We start from the raw sequence: 17,664 nt of genomic DNA on the forward strand, positions 1-17,664 counted from the left end.
GGCCTGTTCGCGCCGCGCTTCGGGACACGGGGTGGCGAGCGCAGGGGGTCGAACGTGCCGATGACCGAGCACGGCGTCGATGTCGGGACGGCCGCGGCGTCCACCGGGGCTCGGTGTACACCGCCGGGCGGACCGCCCCACGCCCGCCGGGCCCTGGCCGACGCGGTCGCCCGGTCGTCGAACTGGGCGGAGGTCATGCGAGCGCTGGGCATGACCCCCGACCGGGCCGGGCGGACCGCTCTCCGGCGCGAGGCGGCCGAGTACGGTCTCGACACGGCGCACTTCACCCGCCGCAGCCCCTGGCGGAAGTACCCGGACGCGGCGATCGCCGAAGCCGTGGCCAGGTCGCGTTCCCTGCGCGAGGTGGCGTGCGCCCTGGGCGCCCGACCCGCCACCGGGACGCTCTCGCACCTCAGTCGCCGCATCGACTCGGCGGGGATCGATGTCGGCCACTTCCCCGGGCTGAACCGCCCGGAGCTCCATGTACAGATTCCCGAGCCGGAGCTGCGTCGGGAGGCCGCCCGCTGCACGAGCACCCGAGCCCTGGCACGTGCCCTCGGACTCTCCGACGACGCGGCGACACGTGCCGCGCTCCGCCGCACCCTGGACCGGTGCGGCGTCGACGTCCGGCACTTCAGCCACTCGCCCACCGCGCTGCCCGAGGAACGGGTGCGGGCCGCCGTGGCGGAGCACACGAGCGTGGCGGCCGTCGTCCGTGCCCTGGGGCTTCCGCAGACGGACGCGAACTGGCGCAGGGTGCGGCGTCTCATCACGCGTGCCGGGTGGGACACCTCCCATTTCCGCCGTCGACCGCGTGCCCGCACGTCGGCTTCTCCGGCCGCACGAGCGAGGCCCGAAGACGTTCTGCGGGTCACTCCCGCGACCAGCTCACGCACCCACCGGAGCAGGCTGCGCCGGGCGCTCGACGCCCTGGGCGTCGCGTACGCCTGCGGCCGATGCGGCAACGGCGGTTCCTGGCTGGGCGAACCACTGACCCTGCACATCGACCACGTCAACGGCGACTGGCACGACAACCGGCGCGAGAACCTGCGGTACCTGTGCCCCAACTGCCATGCCCTCACCGCTACGTGGTGCGGCAGGAACCGGAGCACGGGACGTGTGGCCGTCGTGCGCTCCCGGGCACCCGGACCGGGCGTCGCCGCCGCAGGCGATACGATGCCGGTGACCGGCGGCGGTGGCGCAACGGCGACGCAGCAGGTTTAGGTCCTGTGGCCCGACAGGGCTTGAGGGTTCGAATCCCTTCCGCCGCACTCCAGCACGCAGGGGCCCCTGACACGCACGGTGTCAGGGGCCTGTCGGCGTCTCAGCTCAGGACGTCGCGGAGAACGGGGACGAGGGCGCGGAACGCCCGGCCGCGGTGGCTGATGGCGTTCTTCTCGTCGGGCGTCAGCTCCGCACAGGTGCGCGTCTCGCCCTCCGGCTGGAGGACCGGGTCGTAGCCGAAGCCCCCCTCGCCGGACGGGGTGTGGCGCAGGGTGCCGCGCAGCCGCCCCTCGACGACCCGCTCCGTGCCGTCGGGGAGGGCGAGCGCGGCGGCGCAGGCGAAGTGCGCGCCGCGGTGCGCCTCGTCGATGTCGGAGAGCTGGGCCAACAGCAGGTCGAGGTTGGCCCGGTCGTCGCCGTGCCGGCCCGCCCAGCGGGCGGAGAAGATGCCGGGCGCGCCGCCGAGGACGTCCACGCAGAGGCCGGAGTCGTCGGCGACGGCGGGGAGGCCGGTGGCGCGGGCGAGGGCGTGCGCCTTCAGCAGGGCGTTCTCGGCGAAGGTGACGCCGGTCTCCTTGACGTCGGGGATCTCGGGGTAGGCGTCGGCGCCGGTCAGGTCGGCGGTGAGGTCGGCCGCGCCGAGGATGGCGCGCAGCTCGGTGACCTTGTGGACGTTGCGGGTGGCCAGGATCAGGCGTGGTGTGTGGCTCATGGGGTCAGCCCGGGGTGCAGACGTTGGTCAGCTCGCCCGTGGCGTCGCCGATCGGGGTGAGGTCGGGCGTCTGGCCGTCGTCGAGGGAGGTGCGGACGTTGTCGACGGCGTCGCGGAGGTCTCCGACGGCCTGGTTGACGTCGGCGTCGCCGGTGTTCTTCTCGATCTCGTCCAGGTCGTTGTCGATGGCGTCGAGTGCCTGGGCGGCGGCGACGGGGTCCTCGCCGGCGTTGCCGATCGCGTCCTGGAGGTCGTTGACGCTCTGGGCCACGGCGGCGGCGGTGTTGGCACAGCTGATCGCCTTCTCGACGGCGCTGCAGCCGAGAGTTGCGGTGGCCGCGAAGGTGGCTGCGGCGACGGTGAGCAGGGTGCGACGCACGTCGGGTCCTCTCCCTTGTGACGAATGCGCTCCGGGTACGGCCCGGCGGCCGGGCCGTACGCGGCGAATCCTGGGTGCAGCGTACGGCCCGTACCGGCTTGGACGTGAGGGGGCCCCGGGTGGTTGCCGGGTGTTACGGGGCGGCGAGGGCCTGGCGCTGGGCGCCGTCGAGCTGGGCGCAGCCGGCGACGGCGAGGTCGAGGAGGGAGTTGAGTTCGTCGCGGGAGAAGGGCTCGCCCTCGGCGGTGCCCTGGACCTCGACGAAGCGGCCGTCGCCGGTGCACACGACGTTCATGTCGGTTTCGGCGCGGACGTCCTCCTCGTAGCAGAGGTCGGTGAGCGGGACGCCGTCGACGATGCCGACGCTGATGGCGGCGACGGTGCCGGTCAGGGGCTGGGCCTTGGCGCGGATGAGCTTGCGCTCGTGGCACCAGGCGACGGCGTCGGCCAGGGCGACGTAGGCGCCGGTGATGGCGGCGGTGCGGGTGCCGCCGTCGGCCTGGAGGACGTCGCAGTCGAGGACGATGGTGTTCTCGCCGAGCGCCTTGAAGTCCACGACGGAGCGCAGGGAGCGGCCGATGAGGCGGGAGATCTCGTGGGTGCGGCCGCCGATCTTGCCCCGGACGGCCTCGCGGTCGCCGCGGGTGTTGGTGGCGCGCGGCAGCATCGCGTACTCGGCGGTGACCCAGCCCTCGCCGCTGCCCCGGCGCCAGCGCGGCACGCCCTCGGTGACGCTGGCGGTGCAGAAGACCTTGGTGTCGCCGAAGGAGACGAGGACGGACCCTTCGGCGTGCTTGCTCCAGTTGCGCTGGATGGTGACGGGGCGGAGCTGTTCGGCTGTGCGGCCGTCGATACGAGACATGGGGGCGAGCCTAGTGGGAGATGCGGAAGGCCCGTTCCGCAGGGGGAACCCGGGGTGGGGGTGCGGCCGGGTTCGGTGCGGCTACATCATGTCCTCGATCTCGGCGGCGATGGGGTCGGCGTCGGTTCCGATGACGACCTGGACGGCGGTGCCCATCTTGACGACGCCGTGGGCGCCGGCGCTCTTGAGGGCGGCGTCGTCGACCAGCGAGGAGTCGATGACCTCGGTGCGGAGGCGGGTGATGCAGCCCTCGACCTCTTCGATGTTCTTGATGCCGCCGAGCCCGGCGACGATCTTCTCAGCCTTGGTGGCCATGGGCGCTCTCCTGTGTCTCGGCGGGGTCGCCATGCGTCAGATTGCCACAGTGGCCCTCGGTTGGCCCAGGTTGGCGGGCGCTGGGGTGATGTGTGCCGAAAGATGGCGTGCAGCGGCTCCGGGGCCGGACGCCCGCCGTCCGTGGGACACGTCCGGGCTCCACCCATCGTCGCCGCCAGGTCGAACCGGGAGAGCGCCCATGAGCTCCGAGCCCACCCCCCGGAAGGACGCGAGGCCGCGGCGCGGCTGGCGGCAGGCGACGCTGGGGTCGTTGCAGAAGCTGGGGCGCAGCCTGCAGCTTCCGGTGGCCGCGCTTCCGGCGGCGGGGCTGATCCTGCGCATCGGCCAGCCGGACGTGCTGGGTGACGAGGGGCTCGGCTGGGACCGGCTGGCGGCGGTGTTCAGCGGGGCGGGCGGCGGGATCATCGACAACATCGCGATCCTGTTCTGCGTGGGGGTGGCGATCGGTTTCGCCCGCAAGGCGGACGGGTCGACGGCGTTCGCGGCCGTGGTGGCGTATCTGGTGTTCAGCAGCACCCTGGTGAGCGCGTTCACCGACGAGGTCACCGGCGACCCGGTGAATCCGGGGGTGCTGGGCGGGGTGGTGCTGGGGGTGATCACGGCGAAGGTGTGGGAGCGCTACCACCGCACGCGGTTGCCGGAGTGGCTGGGCTTCTTCAGCGGGCGGCGTTTCGTGCCGGTGTTGATGTCGTTCATCGCGCTGGTCCTGGCGGTGGTGTTCGGTTACGGCTGGGCGCCGATCGGGAACGGGCTGAACGGTGCGGCGGAGAGCCTGTCGGATCTGGGCGCGTGGGGGTCGGGCATCTTCGGGGTGATGAACCGGCTGCTCATCCCGTTCGGGATGCACATGCTGATCAACACGTTCGCCTGGTACCAGTTCGGCGCGTACACGGACGAGGAGGGCGAGACCGCCAACGGCGACTTCTTCCGCTTCCTGGCCGGGGACCCGGACGCGGGGATGTTCATGACGGGGTTCTACCCGATCATGATGTTCGCCCTGCCGGCCGCGGCGCTGGCCATGGCGCACTGCGCGCGGCCGGAGCGTCGCAAGGCGGTGTCGGGGATGATGTTCTCGTTGGGGCTGACGTCGTTCGTGACCGGTGTGACGGAGCCGATCGAGTTCTCCTTCGTATACCTGGCGCCCGCGCTCTACGGCATCCACGCGCTGCTGACGGGTGTCTCGATGGCGGTGACCTGGGCGCTGGGCATCCGGGAGGGCTTCACGTTCTCGGCGGGCCTCTTCGACTACCTGCTGAACTACGGGGAGGCGACGAAGCCGTGGCTGCTCATCCCGGTCGGGCTGGTCTTCGCGGTGGTCTACTACGTGCTGTTCCGGGTGGTGATCACCAAGTTCGACCTGAGGACGCCGGGTCGGGAGTCGGACGAGGAGATCGCCGCGATGGAGCGGGAGAACCTCTCGTGAGCGGAGCCGCGCCGGACGGGCGGACCGCCTCGGCGGGCCCGGGTCTCAGACCTCGTAGGTGGCGCCGGGGCGGGCCAGTTCCACGGGTCCGTCGAAGGCGGTCTTGGCGTCGCGGAGGTTGACCTGGGCGTCCGTCCAGGGCGGCACGTGGGTGAGGACCAGTCGGGACGCGCCGGCCCGCCGGGACGTCTCGCCGGCTTCGCGGCCGTTGAGGTGCAGGCCGGGGATGTCCTCCTTGCCGTGTGTGAAGGACGCCTCGCACAGGAAGAGGTCGGCGTCGCGGGCCAGCTCGTCCAGGGCGGGTGTCTCGCCGGTGTCGCCGGAGTAGGCGAGCACCGCGTCGCCGTGCTCGATCCGGAATCCGTACGCCTCGACGGGGTGGTCCACCCGTGCGGAGCGGACGCGCAGCGGGCCGAGTGCGAGCTCGCCGCCGTCGGTCAGCGTCCGGAAGTCGAAGACCTCGCGCATCGCGCCCTCCGACGGGACGTCCGCGTGGGCGGCCGTCAGCCGCTGCTCGGTCCCGGCGGGGCCGTAGACGGGCAGTGCGGCGCAGCGTCCGCCCTCGAAGCGGAAGTAGCGCACGACGAAGTAGGCGCACATGTCGATGCAGTGGTCGGCGTGCAGGTGGCTGAGGATGATCGCGTCGAGGTCGTAGAGTCCGCAGTGGCGCTGGAGTTCTCCCAGGGCGCCGTTGCCCATGTCGAGCAACAGGCGGTAGCCGTCGGCCTCCACCAGGTAGCTGGAGCAGGCGGAGTCGGCGGACGGGAACGAGCCCGAGCAGCCGACGACGGTGAGCTTCATAGGGGTGGGAACCTCCGCGCAGCCCGGTAGAGGGGGGTTTTCCGAGCGTAAGGGCCGTCGGCCCCGGCGGCTCCTCGGGGACACTATGTGTGCGCGGAATCACCAGTCAGTGTGACGTCCGTGCCCGGTGTCCGGCACGGGGTTCGACCAGCGCGGACGCCGGGGCCGCGGCCCTGCGCGCCGCCGGGGCGGCAGGGCCGGGGCCGCGTCGTCAGGCCCAGAGCTGGCCCTGGAGCCGGGCGACGGCCTCCTCGGTGGAGGCGGCGGTGTAGATGCCGGTGGACAGGTACTTCCACCCGCCGTCGGCGACGATGAAGACGATGTCGGCGGACTCCCCGGCGCGGACGGCCTTGCGGCCGACGCCGATGGCCGCGTGCAGGGCGGCCCCGGTGGAGACGCCGGCGAAGATCCCCTCCTGGGCCAGCAGCTCCCGGGTGCGGGTGACGGCGTCCTCGGAGCCGACGGAGAAGCGGGAGGTGAGGACGGAGGCGTCGTACAGCTCGGGGACGAAGCCCTCGTCCAGGTTCCGCAGGCCGTAGACGAGGTCGTCGTAGCGCGGCTCGGCGGCGACGATCTGGACGTCCGGGCGGTGTTCGCGCAGGTAGCGGCCGGCGCCCATGAGGGTGCCGGTGGTGCCGAGGCCGGCGACGAAGTGCGTGATCGAGGGGAGGTCGGTGAGGATCTCCGGGCCGGTGGTGGCGTAGTGGGCGCCCGCGTTGCCGGGGTTGCCGTACTGGTAGAGCATCACCCAGTCGGGGTGTTCGCCGGCGAGTTCCTTGGCGACGCGGACGGCGGTGTTCGATCCGCCGGCGGCGGGGGAGGAGATGATCTCGGCGCCCCACATGGCCAGCAGCTCGCGGCGCTCCTCGCTGGTGTTCTCCGGCATCACGCAGACGATGCGGTAGCCCTTGAGCTTGGCCGCCATGGCCAGCGAGATCCCGGTGTTGCCGGAGGTGGGTTCCAGGATGGTGCAGCCCGGGGTGAGGCGGCCGTCCTTCTCCGCCTCCTCGATCATGTGGAGGGCGGGGCGGTCCTTGATGGAGCCCGTGGGGTTGCGGTCCTCCAGCTTGGCCCAGATCCGGACGTCCTCGGACGGCGAGAGCCGCGGCAGGCGCACCAGCGGGGTGTTGCCCACCGCGGCCAGCGGCGCGTCGTAGCGCATCAGCGCATGCCCCCGGCGACGGCGGGGAGGATGGTGACGCTGTCCCCGTCGCCGAGCTCGGTGTTGATCCCGTCCAGGAAGCGCACGTCCTCGTCGTTGAGGTAGACGTTCACGAAGCGGCGCAGCTCGCCGCCGTCCACCAGGCGTTCCCGGATGCCGTTGTGGCGGGACTCCAGGTCGGTGAAGAGCTCGGCGAGGGTGCCTCCGTTGCCCTCGACGGCCTTCTGGCCGTCGGTGTAGGTGCGGAGGATGGTCGGGATGCGGACCTCGATGGCCATGGGTGTGCTCCTGGTCGGTGAAGTGTGCGGGGGCGCGAGGGCGTACGGAGGTGTCGCGTCGGCGGTGCGGGCACGCGCCGGACGGGCCTCAACACATGGCGCTGGAGAGGCGGCACAGGTCGACGTGCAGGCGCGCGACGAGCAGGCAGCCCGGGGCCTCGGTGTTCACGTCGTGGATAACCATGGGCACATCGTAGCGATTCCCGATCCCGGGATCGGACGGGCGTTTCATGATGCGGACGTTGGCGTCTCAGAACCGTTCAGGACGCCGTGACCTGGGCCGCCGGGGCGTAGGCGTCGACGATCCGGACGTCCTCCTCGGTCACCACACCGTCCACGATGCGGAACGAGCGGAAGGAGAAGGGGCCCTCGTCGTTGCCGCACTCGGCGGTGGAGACGAGCACGTAGTGCGCGCCGGGCTCGTTCGCGTAGCCGATGTCGGTGCGGGAGGGGTACGCCTCGGTCGCCGTGTGCGAGTGGTAGATGACCACGGGTTCCTCGTCCCGGTCGTCCATCTCCCGGTAGAGCTTCAGCAGGTCGGTGGAGTCGAACTCGTAGAAGGTGGGCGAGCGGGCGGCGTTGAGCATCGGGATGAAGCGCTCGGGGCGCCCCTGGCCCACCGGTCCGGCGACGACGCCGCACGCCTCGTCGGGGTGGTCCTCGCGGGCGTGGGCCACGATCCGGTCGTGCAGCTCTCGGGTGATGGTCAGCATGGGAACGAGCATACGCACGGGCGCCCGACGGAGTTCCGGGCCCCGTGGGCGTCTTCGGCGGCGGCCTTCCGCACGGTGCCCGGTCCGGCGAAATGGACCCGTGGGGTCGAATCCGCCGGAGGAAATGCGGCGGTGTCCGGAAATTCTTCCCCGCCCACCCGGCGGGCCCGGAAATACATGCTTACTGCAATCAATAACATGGAGGCCGGGCACGCGGTACCGGAAACGCCGTGTGCCCCCACCCGGGAGGGGCGGGGGCACACGGATCACTCGGCTTCGGAGCCGGTGGGGCCTGCGCGTCGGATTCGCGTCACGCCTTGCGGAGGGAAGCCTCCTGGGCCTCCTCGGCGGCCTCGGCCGCCTCGATCTCCTCCTCGGACTCGCCCGCGTCGCGGCGGCGGACGTAGTTGAGGACCTTGCGCAGCTCCTTCCGCACCACGGGGGCGAGGAAGTAGAGGCCCAGGATGTTGAAGAGGGCCGCCATGAAGAGCGTGGAGTCGGCCAGCGACACCAGCGTGCCCAGGCTGAGCAGCGCGCCGGTGACGATGATGATGGAGAACAGGACCTTGTAGACCAGCTCACCGGTCTTGCTGTAACCGAACAGGTAGCCCCAGCACTTGAGGCCGTAGTAGCCCCAGGTGATGACCGTGGAGAAGGCGAACAGGACCACGGCGACGGTCAGGATGTAGGGGAACCAGGGCAGCGCGGTGTCGAAGGCGTCGGAGGTGATGGAGATACCGGCGCCGGTGCCCGTGTCGAACTCCTCGCCCTTGATGGCCGCGTCACGGGTCTGCTGGTAGAGCGGGCCGCCCGCGATGACGATGGTCAGGGCGGTCATGGTGCAGATGATGACCGTGTCGATGAACGGCTCCAGCATCGCGACGAGACCCTCGGTGGCGGGGCGCTTCGTCTTCACCGCGGAGTGGGCGATCGGCGCGGAGCCGATGCCGGCCTCGTTGGAGAACGCGGCCCGCTGGAAGCCGACGATCAGGGCACCGATCACACCGCCGGCCACACCCTCGGGCTGGAACGCCTCGGTGAAGATGGTGCCGAGCGCGCTGGGCACCTCGGTGATGTTGAAGGTGATGACCAGCAGACAGGCGATGACGTAGATGATCGCCATGGACGGCACCAGGCGGCTGGTGACCGCGCCGATGCTCTTCATGCCGCCGATGAGGACCAGCGCGACGAGGCCGGCGAGGACGAGGCCGAAGAAGATCGCGCCGCCGCTGGTGGCGAAGATGCTGTCGTCCTGGCCGCCGGTGACGGAGACGACCTGCTCCAGGGACTGGTTGACCTGGAAGAGGTTGCCGCCGAAGAAGGTGAAGAACAGGAGGCTGGCGGCGGCGCCGATGGCGAGCACCTTGCCCAGTCCGGCCTTGCCCCGCTCCGCGAGCCCCTTGCGGAGGTAGAGCATCGGGCCGCCGTTGACGGTGCCGTCCGCGTTGAACTCGCGGTACTTCACGCCGAGCGTGCACTCGACGAACTTGGTGGCCATGCCGAGCAGGCCGCAGAGGATCATCCAGAACGTGGCGCCGGGGCCGCCGATGGAGATCGCGATGGCGACACCGGCGATGTTGCCGAGGCCGACCGTTCCGGACACCGCCGAGGTCAGCGCCTGGAAGTGGTTCACCTCGCCGGGCGCGTCCTTCTGGTCGTACTTCCCGCGCACCAGGCGGTAGGCGACCTTCAGGTGCCGGACCTGGGCGAGGCCGAAGTAGGCCGAGAAGACGAGACCGGCGACGACGAGCCAGCCGACGATGAGCGGGAAATCCGTCCCGAAGATGTTGACGGTGTAGAAGACGATGTCGCCCAGGAAGGTGGCGACCGGCTCAAATACGTTGTTTACCGCTTCGTCGACCGAGTCGGTCCACGTCGTTTCGCTGCTTGCCATGAAAAACCTCTGCCTAGTGCGGCGGACGGTAGTGGGGGGCCACCGGCGGGGTTACCGGTGCTGCGACGCAAGGGTTCAACCGCATGTACGAAAGCGGATCGCCACGCAGTCTCCTCCGAAATTCACCCAGGTGTCAGCCCCGCGGAAATATCGGATTGGCTGTTCCTACCACGGAGAGCTACGGATTTCGTGTGACACGAATCACACGCCCACATAACGGCCGCATCACAGTCTGGATGAACCACCCCAAATCATCCTTTTACAACGCTGAGTGACGTGCCGGACGCCGATTATCGACCGAAATCCGTGACGTTACGTGATCGTAGTACGCCGTACGGCTGCGGGCGGTGAAGCTCACACCGCGGACCGGGAACAAAGCGGCACGGTGCACCGCGGGGCCCGGCCCGGACCCAACCGGGCGCGCGGGCAGGGCCGTTCGGGACGGCGACGGTGGGTGCGGCGGCTCAGGGCAGCAGGGTCTCGATCAGGGACTCCTGGAGCGCGCCGAGCCAGAGGTAGGCCATCACCAACGGTTTCCGCGGGTCGCTGTCGGGCAGCCGGTACAGGTCGTCGGTGTCCTCGTCGACCTCGAGCCGCGCCCCGATCGTCAGACGCAGGTCGTTGAGGGCGCCGAGCCAGCGCCGGGACTCCGCGGGGGCGAGCGTGAGGACCGCGGCGCCCGACCCCTCCGCCGGCTCCAGCGTGTCGAGCGCGTGGACGACGGCCAGCCCGTCGCCGCGCTTGCGGGAGCGCAGCTCGGTCTCGGTGAAGCGCCGGAACTCGGCGCCCGCCTCGCGGGCCGCCCGGTCCTGGCGCTCCCCCGGTCCGGTGTAGGCGTCCGGGAAGAGGCGGGCGAGCGCGGGGTCGCTGGGCGGCTCGCTGGGCCCGTCGGCGAACAGCTCCGCCAGCGGGTCGTCGTCGGCTTCGGGCTCGTCGCCCGGGCCGATGAGCTCCAGCAGCTGCACGGTGAGACTGCGCAGGATGGAGATCTCCAGCTCGTCCAGCGCGATCACGGCGCCTCCGCGCACACGGGGCGAGGGCTCGAACTGGGCCGCCATCAGCGCTCCTGCTGGAGGGTCGCCCACAGGCCGTAGCCGTGCATCGCCTGCACGTCGCGCTCCATCTCCTCGCGCGTCCCGCTGGAGACGATCGCGCGGCCCTTGTGGTGGACGTCGAGCATGAGCCGGTGCGCCGTGTCCTTCGGATAGCCGAAGTACGCCTGGAAGACGTAGGTCACGTAGCTCATGAGGTTGACCGGGTCGTTGTGCACGACCGTCACCCAGGGGACGTCGGGCTCGGGCACCGCCTCGGCGGCCTCGCTCGCCTCGGTCCGTTCGATCTCCAGGGGTACGGTCACGGGTTCCATGCTGCCACCGCCCGGGGGTGGGTGCGCAAACGCCCCGCGCCAACGGGGCGATACGCGCCGGGGAACGGGGAGCGGACCTCGATATCGTCACACTGACGAAATGTGCGGTAGCATCGCCGCATGGACGTTGCTGGAGAGCCGGTTCTGCCGGTCGTCGTGCCCTCGACCGCGCTGTTCACCGACCACTACGAGCTGACGATGGTGCAGGCGGCTCTGCGCGGGGGCACCGCGCACCGCCGCTCGGTGTTCGAGGTCTTCACCCGCAGGCTGCCCGAGGGGCGCCGCTACGGCGTCGTCGCGGGCACCGGACGGGTGCTCGACGCCGTCGAGAACTTCCGCTTCGAGGAACCCGTGCTGGAGTACCTGCGCGCCCAGCGGGTCGTGGACGAGCCCACCCTGCGCTGGCTGGCCGACTACCGGTTCCGTGGGGACATCCGGGGCTACCCCGAGGGAGAGGTGTACTTCCCCGGCTCGCCGGTGCTGCGCGTGGAGGGCGGCTTCGCCGAGTGCGTGCTGCTGGAGACCGTGATCCTGTCGATCCTCAACCACGACTCGGCCGTCGCGGCCGCCGCCTCCCGGATGGCCGTCGCCGCCGGGGACCGGCCGCTGGTGGAGATGGGCGCGCGCCGCACGCACGAGCTCTCGGCGGTCGCCGCGGCCCGCGCCGCCTACGTCGGCGGCTTCTCCTCCACCTCCGACCTCGCCGCCGGATTCCGCTACGGCATCCCCACGGTGGGCACCAGCGCGCACGCCTTCACCCTCCTGCACGACACCGAGCGGGACGCCTTCGTCGCCCAGGTCGACTCCATGGGCCGGGGGACGACGCTGCTGGTCGACACCTACGACGTCGCCACCGCCGTCCGCACCGCCGTCGAGGTGGCCGGCCCCGAGCTGGGCGCGGTCCGCATCGACTCCGGGGACCTGCTCCTGCTGGCCCACCGCGTGCGCCAGCAGCTCGACGAGCTGGGGGCGGACAGGACGCGCATCATCGTCACCTCCGACCTGGACGAGTACGCCATCGCCTCGCTCGCCGCCGCGCCCGTGGACGCCTACGGTGTGGGCACCCGGCTCGTGACCGGCAGCGGCCACCCCACGTGCTCGATGGTCTACAAGCTGGTCGCCCGCGCCGACGGCGACCGGCCGGACGCGCCGCTGCGCCCGGTGGCCAAGAAGTCGATGGGCGGCAAGCTGTCGGTCGGCGGCGCCAAGTGGGCCGCGCGGCGGCCGGACGCCGACGGGACCGCCGAGGCTGAGGTGGTCGGCACCGGGCCGGTGCCCCCCGAGCTGGCCGGGCACCGGGTCGGCGTCGAGCTGGTGCGCGGGGGCCGCGTCATCGGGCGCGAGCCGCTGGACGTCCCCAGGGACCGGCACCGCAGGGCCCGCGCCGCCCTGCCGCTCTCGGCCACCCAGCTCTCGGCGGGGGACCCGGTGCTCGCCACCGAGTACGTCACGCCCTGAGGGACGGCGGTGCGCCGGGACGGCACCCCGTCGACCCCGCCGCCCGCCCTCCCGCAACCGGCCCGCGCTCACTAGGCTCGCTGGTACCGGCCGTCACCGGTCCGCAACTCCACCGCACACCGTTCGAAGGGTCCGCACCATGCACCGGGCACTGATCGTCGTCGACGTGCAGAACGACTTCTGCGAGGGCGGAAGCCTCGCCGTGAACGGCGGCGCGGCCGTCGCCGCCGCCATCACGGACCTGGTCGGGGACTCCGCGGCCGGGTACCGGCACGTCGTCGCCACACGGGACCACCACATCGACCCGGGGGACCACTTCTCGGAGCGCCCCGACTACGCGCGGTCCTGGCCGGCCCACTGCGTCGCCGGGACGGAGGGCGTCGGGTTCCACCCCAACTTCGCCCCGGTGGTCGCCTCGGGCGCGATCGACGCCGTCTTCGACAAGGGCCACCACACGGCGGCGTACAGCGGCTTCGAGGGCGCGGACGAGCACGGCGTCCCGCTGGCGCGCTGGCTGCGGGAGCGGGAGGTGACGGAGGTCGACGTCGTCGGCATCGCCACGGACCACTGCGTCCGGGCCACGGCCCTGGACGCGGCCCGCGAGGGCTTCCGCACCCGGGTGCTCCTCAACCTGACGGCCGCGGTCTCCCCCGCGACGGCCGCCACGGCGGCCGACGAGCTCCGCGCGGCGGGCGTCGCGCTGACCGGCGCGCCCGTCGGCTGACGGCCCTCCCGCCCCGCGGACCGGGCGGCGCACCCGCGGGGCGCCGCCCCGGCCCCGCGCCGTCAGCCCCCCGCCGGGGCGGCGGCGCGCGGCCTCGGCAACATGGTCGCCGGCTGCCAGAACCCGGGGTCGGCCGCCACGGCCTCCCGCCAGACCAGCCCGTCCGGGTGGTGCAGGACGGCGGTCACCTCGTCGGGCGTCGGCGGCTCGGCGTTGCCGCGCAGGTAGACGGCGCGCAGCCCCAGGTTGCGCAGCCGCGTCAGGGCGCGGGCGCGGTTCCCGGCGCGCACCAGGACGCGGATGCGTCCGGCCTGCGCGCCCCCCGGCCCGGCGAGGCTGAGCGCCACGACGACGCTCCCGTCCGGCTGACGAGCGTACCCGCCTCCTGTCATGATCAAGTTCCCCGTTCGGTCGTGTCCGGTGGTCACCACGCATTGAAACGCGAACGGCCGCCGCCCGCTAGAGGGCGACGGCCGTTACCGTGCTGACCTGCGGCCATGACCGTACGCGTACGGTCACGGACGCTCAGGCCATGATCACCACCACTTGGAGGGGCCGACCATGACCTTCATGTGCTTCCCGCTCCACGGCTGGTTGAGGATCGTGATGCGGGTGTTGGTGTCGGGCACCTTCACGCTGTGCGTGGGGTTCTCCTCGGACCAGTAGGAGCCGACGCGGTCGTCGAAGACCGGCTTGGGCAGGTGGCTCTTGATCTTCGTCGGCTCACCGCCCTTGTGGAGCGTGAAGCCCCACGTCGGGTACCAGCTGAACGTCGAGTCGAAGCCCTGGATCCGGTTGCGCATGAGCGAACCGTCCGACCACTTCAGGGGCTTGGCGTGGGCGTCGACGGGGAGGATCAGACCCTCGCCGGGGTGGACGCCGACGTTGTTGTCCGCCTGCGAGGTGTCCCACAGCCAGACCAGCAGGCCGGTCTGGTACTTGAAGTGCTCGACCCAGTTGGGACGGTCCGGGAAACCGAAGTTGTACGGGCCGGTCTTCAGGGTCTCGTCGTAGCCCGTGTACTGGCGGCTCTCGGCGATGTAGTACTGCGGGTAGGACTTGGTGAAGGACTCACCGATGCGGGTGAAGCCCTTGGCCGTCCACCCGGCGTCGCCGTCCTCGGCACCGTCCTCCAGGACGAGCTCGCCGTCGACCACGAGGGAGATCTCGTCGGCCGCGAAGCCCATCTCGGCCACGCCGCCGTCCGTGCGGTAGAAGAACCGCAGGTCGAACTCCTGGCCGACGTAGTCGTCGAGGCCGTAGACGAGGTCGACGTAGCCGCCGGACTCGCCGTCCAGCGCCGGGGTGTCACTGCCGTCCCGACCGATCGGCTCGCCGTTCACGGTGCCGTCGAGGGCGTTCCAGGTGGCGCCGCCATCGGTGGAGACCTGGGTGTACAGGTAGTCGTACCCGGCCTCGATCTCCCACCAGCCCTTGAGCGACAGGGCCGCGCCACCGGTCTTGCCGGTGAGGTCGACGCTGCGGGTCAGGGAGTTGGTGAGGTCGTCACCGCTGCCGCTCCACCACTGCGTCTCACCGGCCGCCGGCTTGACGACGGTCGTGGTGAGCTCCTTCTCCGGGAGCTCCACGAGCACCGCCTGGGCGCCCTTGCGCTTCTTCGCGTCGGGCTCGTCGGCCTGCGGCGCGAGGGTGTGGAACGACGTCGTCGCGGCCTTGGCCGTGTCGTAGTCGAGCCAGCCCAGCATCAGCTTGTCCCAGGCCGTCATCTCGCCGGCCCAGTCACCGATGGCGTCCTCGCCCTTGCCCAGCCAGGAACCGGAGGACATCAGCGACCAGTAGGCGACGGCGGACTCGCCGGTGCCCGAGGTGTCGTAGAGGTCCGGCAGGCCGAGGTCGTGGGCGTACTCGTGCGCGAAGACGCCGAGGCCGCCGTTCTCCGGCTGCACGGTGTAGTCGCCGACCCACACGCCCGTGTCACCGATCTCGGTGCCGCCGGCCCTGTTGAACTCCGGGCCGGTCTTGCCGTAGTCGGTGCCGTAGGCGTACCAGCGGTGCGCCCAGATGGCGTCCTCGCCCTGCGCGCCGCCGCCGGCGGACTCGTCCTCACCGGCGTGGACGAACTGGAAGTGGTCCAGGTACCCGTCCGGCTCGTTGAAGTCGCCGTCGCCGTCGTGGTCGTAGCGGTCCCAGACGTCGTACTCGGCGAGCTGGGCCTTGATGTCCTCGGTGGACTGCCCGGCGGCCTTCTGGTCCTCGACCCACTGGTTGACGCCGTCGCGGACGGCGTCCCACACGGTGGGGCAGTTGTTCTGGCCGCAGGCGTTGTTGCCGTAACGGGCCTCGTTGTACTCGACCTTGACCCAGTCGGAGACGGTGCCGTCGACCGAGTACTTGCCCGAGGACTGCGTCTCGAAGTAGGTCTTCACGCTGCCGGGGCCGTCACCGAAGTAGATGTCGGTGAAGTGCTCGCGGTCGAAGTCCTCCTGCCACAGCGTGGTGTTGTCCTCGTCGCGGTCCGGCTCGGCGATCTCATTGTGCAGCGGCCCGCGGGTACCACCGTACTGCGGGTCGACCTTGTCGCCGAACTCGATCAGGATCGTGAAGATCTTGTCGGTCTTGACCTGCTCCATCTCGACGTACTTCTCGTCGTCGAGCTTCATGACCTTGGAGCCGTTGCGCTCCACCGGCTTCTCACCGGACGCCAGCTTCTGGAGCGCCGCCTGCTTCTGGGCGTTCTGCTGGTGGGTGAGCGGACCTTCGAGGTTGTGGTCCACGTGCGAGGCGTGGTGGTCGGACGCCTGCGGGTGCGTCGTGTGGTCGTTCGCCGGTTCCTGGGCCTGCGCGCCGGTACCGGGCAGCATGACGACCGCTGCGCTCATCGCGGCGACGGCGGTGGCCAGCGCCGTTGTCCTCGATCTTATGGATCGATTTGTTCTGATCACGGGTGTGATGTCCTCCCCTGCAAGCACGGTGACTTGACGGGAGGCATTCGACAGGAGGGAAACAAGAAAAGACAGACCTTGTTTTAGACACGTCAAACCGGTACGTTGCTGATCTCGTCTGTGTCTTGACCACAACTGGCATCTGTCTGGGGATTCTTGACCGTGACTCGACCGTAAAGCGTCATCCGTCCGACGCGGGTACGTCTCCGTGCGCCCCCCGTGCACCGGCGCCGTGGGTCAGGTCACGCTTACTCACCGTTCCTCGCGGGCATCTCGCATCGTAGAGTCGTTCGACGGCCGCGCCTGACCTGACCGACCACCGCAGCTGACCCCCCGAGGACGGATTACGCCATGCCGCGCCCGAGCCCCGCCCAGATCGCCTACGGTCTCGCGACCGTCATGCTGACAGCCGTCGCTCTGCTGCTGCTCACCCGGACGGAGTCGGGCACCGGAGCCGTCCTCGTCGCGAGCGGTTCGCTCGTCCTCGGGCTGGTCGTCTCCCTCACCGTGCCGACCAGGGCCCGGGCCGCACAGACCGGTTCCGCCCCGACCGGCGCGGCGGTGCACCCGACGGCCGCCCGGCCCGCCACCGAGCGGCCACTGCCGGAGCCCTCACTGCGCCGCTGAACCGCCGCTCCCCCGGGCGCCCCGCGTCACGCCCGGACCACCACGGTCTTCGCCGCCTTGTCGTGCAGGCACTGGTGGTACGGCTGGTCCCACGTGCACCACAGGACGTTGACGAGCCAGAACAGGAACCCGAGGCACGGGACGACGGTCGGCAGTGAGTACACCGCCGCGCGGAACCAGCCGGGGTTCCCGGCCGGGAGCGCACCGTTGTCCAGCATGACGACCCGGATGCGCATGGCCATCTTGCCGAGCGTCTGCCCCCGGGTGGTGAGCATCAGCCCCTCGTAGAGGAAGTAGACGAGGGTGTAGATGATCGTCTGCGCGAAGTCCGAACCGTCGTAGGCGGTGTCCGAACCCTCCGTGTCGATCACCCAGGTGTTGAACAGCAGCCCGGTGACGACGAGCACGGGGACGGCCACGACCACCCAGTCGATGATGCGCGCGAGCAGCCGCTTGCCGCGCGACGCGAGCGGCGGCATCCCGGCGAGCGGGCTCGGCGGCCCGTAGCCGTACTCGCCGTAGCCGCCCGGCCCGCCCTGGCCGCCGTAGGGGCCCTGGCCCGGCGGTTCCTGGCCGTAGGGACCCTGACCGTACGGGCCGCCCGCCGGGGGGCCCGGGTCGCGCGGACCGCCGGCGCCGGGGGGCGGCGGCGCCGGGGGCGGCTTGCGGAACGGGTCCTCCTCCGGGGGCTCCCCACCGGGGCGCGGCTGGTCGGTGCTCATGGCCCGAGTGCATCGTGCCGTTCCCCGCCCCGCATCCCGCACGGTCCGTCCGGGGGAACGCCCCGGACCCCGTTCGGACC

At 71.1% G+C, this 17,664-nt stretch carries 20 protein-coding genes and 1 tRNA gene; 6 read left to right on the forward strand and 15 right to left on the reverse strand.

Annotated elements, in window-relative coordinates:
• Positions 1–60: 60 nt before the first annotated feature.
• Together IF129_RS04890 and IF129_RS04895 are read left to right on the forward strand one after the other, a co-directional pair.
• On the forward strand, positions 61–1,224 hold the full coding sequence (locus IF129_RS04890; protein ID WP_224754466.1) for an HNH endonuclease signature motif containing protein: 1,164 nt from the start codon (positions 61–63) through the stop codon (positions 1,222–1,224).
• Positions 1,190–1,271: transfer RNA gene (locus tag IF129_RS04895), tRNA-Leu, on the forward strand. Before IF129_RS04890 ends, IF129_RS04895 begins: the two co-directional genes overlap by 35 nt.
• Before the next feature lie 53 nt (positions 1,272–1,324).
• Here the strand turns inward: IF129_RS04895 and rdgB are convergent.
• From rdgB to IF129_RS04915, 4 genes are all read right to left on the reverse strand, one after another.
• Positions 1,325–1,936 (reverse strand): RdgB/HAM1 family non-canonical purine NTP pyrophosphatase, encoded by a 612-nt coding sequence (gene rdgB, locus IF129_RS04900; protein ID WP_191208116.1) that lies wholly within the window; start codon positions 1,934–1,936, stop codon positions 1,325–1,327.
• 4 nt (positions 1,937–1,940) lie between these two features.
• Complete coding sequence (locus IF129_RS04905) at positions 1,941–2,315, reverse strand: hypothetical protein (RefSeq protein WP_191208117.1); 375 nt, start codon at positions 2,313–2,315, stop codon at positions 1,941–1,943.
• Positions 2,316–2,448: 133 nt separating this feature from the next.
• Positions 2,449–3,177 (reverse strand): ribonuclease PH, encoded by a 729-nt coding sequence (rph, locus tag IF129_RS04910; RefSeq protein ID WP_191208118.1) that lies wholly within the window; start codon positions 3,175–3,177, stop codon positions 2,449–2,451.
• A gap of 81 nt (positions 3,178–3,258) precedes the next feature.
• Positions 3,259–3,492, reverse strand: a complete 234-nt coding sequence (locus IF129_RS04915; RefSeq protein WP_191208119.1) for a glucose PTS transporter subunit EIIB — start codon at positions 3,490–3,492, stop codon at positions 3,259–3,261.
• Positions 3,493–3,691: 199 nt separating this feature from the next.
• Here IF129_RS04915 and IF129_RS04920 point away from each other — a divergent pair, with 199 nt between their 5' ends.
• Positions 3,692–4,936, forward strand: a complete 1,245-nt coding sequence (locus tag IF129_RS04920; RefSeq protein ID WP_191208120.1) for a PTS transporter subunit EIIC — start codon at positions 3,692–3,694, stop codon at positions 4,934–4,936.
• Between the two features lie 45 nt (positions 4,937–4,981).
• Here IF129_RS04920 and IF129_RS04925 read toward each other — a convergent pair whose 3' ends face one another.
• The 8 genes from IF129_RS04925 to clpS form a co-directional block, all read right to left on the reverse strand.
• On the reverse strand, positions 4,982–5,737 hold the full coding sequence (locus IF129_RS04925) for an MBL fold metallo-hydrolase (RefSeq protein ID WP_191208121.1): 756 nt from the start codon (positions 5,735–5,737) through the stop codon (positions 4,982–4,984).
• 211 nt (positions 5,738–5,948) lie between these two features.
• Entirely contained in the window at positions 5,949–6,899 is a 951-nt protein-coding gene (locus IF129_RS04930) for a PLP-dependent cysteine synthase family protein (RefSeq protein WP_191208122.1), read from the reverse strand.
• Positions 6,899–7,177, reverse strand: coding sequence for a MoaD/ThiS family protein (locus IF129_RS04935; RefSeq protein WP_191208123.1), 279 nt, complete (start codon positions 7,175–7,177; stop codon positions 6,899–6,901). The genes IF129_RS04930 and IF129_RS04935 overlap by 1 nt, the downstream gene beginning before the upstream one ends.
• A gap of 88 nt (positions 7,178–7,265) precedes the next feature.
• Complete coding sequence (locus IF129_RS26875) at positions 7,266–7,361, reverse strand: putative leader peptide (protein WP_318153546.1); 96 nt, start codon at positions 7,359–7,361, stop codon at positions 7,266–7,268.
• 76 nt (positions 7,362–7,437) lie between these two features.
• On the reverse strand, positions 7,438–7,890 hold the full coding sequence (locus IF129_RS04940; protein WP_191208124.1) for a Mov34/MPN/PAD-1 family protein: 453 nt from the start codon (positions 7,888–7,890) through the stop codon (positions 7,438–7,440).
• A gap of 310 nt (positions 7,891–8,200) precedes the next feature.
• The gene (locus IF129_RS04945) at positions 8,201–9,784 is read right to left on the reverse strand and encodes an alanine/glycine:cation symporter family protein (protein WP_191208125.1); all 1,584 of its coding nucleotides are present in this window, start codon (positions 9,782–9,784) and stop codon (positions 8,201–8,203) included.
• A gap of 464 nt (positions 9,785–10,248) precedes the next feature.
• Positions 10,249–10,842, reverse strand: a complete 594-nt coding sequence (locus tag IF129_RS04950) for a DUF2017 domain-containing protein (protein WP_191208126.1) — start codon at positions 10,840–10,842, stop codon at positions 10,249–10,251.
• Positions 10,842–11,150 (reverse strand): ATP-dependent Clp protease adapter ClpS, encoded by a 309-nt coding sequence (gene clpS, locus IF129_RS04955; protein WP_191208127.1) that lies wholly within the window; start codon positions 11,148–11,150, stop codon positions 10,842–10,844. Before clpS ends, IF129_RS04950 begins: the two co-directional genes overlap by 1 nt.
• 120 nt (positions 11,151–11,270) lie before the next feature.
• On the opposite strand from clpS, the gene IF129_RS04960 reads away from it, so the two are divergent.
• The gene (locus tag IF129_RS04960) at positions 11,271–12,608 is read left to right on the forward strand and encodes a nicotinate phosphoribosyltransferase (protein ID WP_191208128.1); all 1,338 of its coding nucleotides are present in this window, start codon (positions 11,271–11,273) and stop codon (positions 12,606–12,608) included.
• A 139-nt stretch (positions 12,609–12,747) separates the two neighbouring features.
• Positions 12,748–13,332, forward strand: a complete 585-nt coding sequence (locus IF129_RS04965) for an isochorismatase family protein (RefSeq protein WP_191208129.1) — start codon at positions 12,748–12,750, stop codon at positions 13,330–13,332.
• Between the two features lie 62 nt (positions 13,333–13,394).
• Here IF129_RS04965 and IF129_RS04970 read toward each other — a convergent pair whose 3' ends face one another.
• Both IF129_RS04970 and IF129_RS04975 read right to left on the reverse strand, forming a co-directional pair.
• Positions 13,395–13,724, reverse strand: coding sequence for a hypothetical protein (locus IF129_RS04970; protein ID WP_191208130.1), 330 nt, complete (start codon positions 13,722–13,724; stop codon positions 13,395–13,397).
• A 144-nt stretch (positions 13,725–13,868) separates the two neighbouring features.
• Positions 13,869–16,172 (reverse strand): immune inhibitor A domain-containing protein, encoded by a 2,304-nt coding sequence (locus tag IF129_RS04975; protein ID WP_191208131.1) that lies wholly within the window; start codon positions 16,170–16,172, stop codon positions 13,869–13,871.
• 414 nt (positions 16,173–16,586) lie between these two features.
• Here IF129_RS04975 and IF129_RS04980 point away from each other — a divergent pair, with 414 nt between their 5' ends.
• The gene (locus IF129_RS04980) at positions 16,587–16,862 is read left to right on the forward strand and encodes a hypothetical protein (protein ID WP_191208132.1); all 276 of its coding nucleotides are present in this window, start codon (positions 16,587–16,589) and stop codon (positions 16,860–16,862) included.
• A 26-nt stretch (positions 16,863–16,888) separates the two neighbouring features.
• Here IF129_RS04980 and IF129_RS04985 read toward each other — a convergent pair whose 3' ends face one another.
• Positions 16,889–17,584 (reverse strand): RDD family protein, encoded by a 696-nt coding sequence (locus IF129_RS04985; RefSeq protein ID WP_191208133.1) that lies wholly within the window; start codon positions 17,582–17,584, stop codon positions 16,889–16,891.
• Between the last annotated feature and the right edge of the window lie 80 nt (positions 17,585–17,664).

The sequence above is a fragment of the Streptomyces chumphonensis genome, from assembly GCF_014779715.1.
Taxonomy (GTDB): Bacteria; Actinomycetota; Actinomycetes; order Streptomycetales; family Streptomycetaceae; genus Streptomyces; species Streptomyces chumphonensis.

Coding starts and splice junctions, on each gene's coding strand:
- IF129_RS04970 (WP_191208130.1), bottom strand. CDS start 13,724: ATGACAGGAGGCGGGTACGCTCGTCAGCCGGACGGGAGCGTCGTCGTG.
- IF129_RS04920 (WP_191208120.1), top strand. CDS start 3,692: ATGAGCTCCGAGCCCACCCCCCGGAAGGACGCGAGGCCGCGGCGCGGC.
- IF129_RS04985 (WP_191208133.1), bottom strand. CDS start 17,584: ATGAGCACCGACCAGCCGCGCCCCGGTGGGGAGCCCCCGGAGGAGGAC.
- clpS (WP_191208127.1), bottom strand. CDS start 11,150: ATGGAACCCGTGACCGTACCCCTGGAGATCGAACGGACCGAGGCGAGC.
- IF129_RS04915 (WP_191208119.1), bottom strand. CDS start 3,492: ATGGCCACCAAGGCTGAGAAGATCGTCGCCGGGCTCGGCGGCATCAAG.
- IF129_RS04890 (WP_224754466.1), top strand. CDS start 61: ATGACCGAGCACGGCGTCGATGTCGGGACGGCCGCGGCGTCCACCGGG.
- IF129_RS04960 (WP_191208128.1), top strand. CDS start 11,271: ATGGACGTTGCTGGAGAGCCGGTTCTGCCGGTCGTCGTGCCCTCGACC.
- IF129_RS04965 (WP_191208129.1), top strand. CDS start 12,748: ATGCACCGGGCACTGATCGTCGTCGACGTGCAGAACGACTTCTGCGAG.
- IF129_RS04945 (WP_191208125.1), bottom strand. CDS start 9,784: ATGGCAAGCAGCGAAACGACGTGGACCGACTCGGTCGACGAAGCGGTA.
- rph (WP_191208118.1), bottom strand. CDS start 3,177: ATGTCTCGTATCGACGGCCGCACAGCCGAACAGCTCCGCCCCGTCACC.
- IF129_RS04935 (WP_191208123.1), bottom strand. CDS start 7,177: ATGGCCATCGAGGTCCGCATCCCGACCATCCTCCGCACCTACACCGAC.
- IF129_RS26875 (WP_318153546.1), bottom strand. CDS start 7,361: ATGGTTATCCACGACGTGAACACCGAGGCCCCGGGCTGCCTGCTCGTC.
- IF129_RS04925 (WP_191208121.1), bottom strand. CDS start 5,737: ATGAAGCTCACCGTCGTCGGCTGCTCGGGCTCGTTCCCGTCCGCCGAC.
- rdgB (WP_191208116.1), bottom strand. CDS start 1,936: ATGAGCCACACACCACGCCTGATCCTGGCCACCCGCAACGTCCACAAG.
- IF129_RS04930 (WP_191208122.1), bottom strand. CDS start 6,899: ATGCGCTACGACGCGCCGCTGGCCGCGGTGGGCAACACCCCGCTGGTG.
- IF129_RS04980 (WP_191208132.1), top strand. CDS start 16,587: ATGCCGCGCCCGAGCCCCGCCCAGATCGCCTACGGTCTCGCGACCGTC.
- IF129_RS04975 (WP_191208131.1), bottom strand. CDS start 16,172: ATGAGCGCAGCGGTCGTCATGCTGCCCGGTACCGGCGCGCAGGCCCAG.
- IF129_RS04940 (WP_191208124.1), bottom strand. CDS start 7,890: ATGCTGACCATCACCCGAGAGCTGCACGACCGGATCGTGGCCCACGCC.
- IF129_RS04950 (WP_191208126.1), bottom strand. CDS start 10,842: ATGGCGGCCCAGTTCGAGCCCTCGCCCCGTGTGCGCGGAGGCGCCGTG.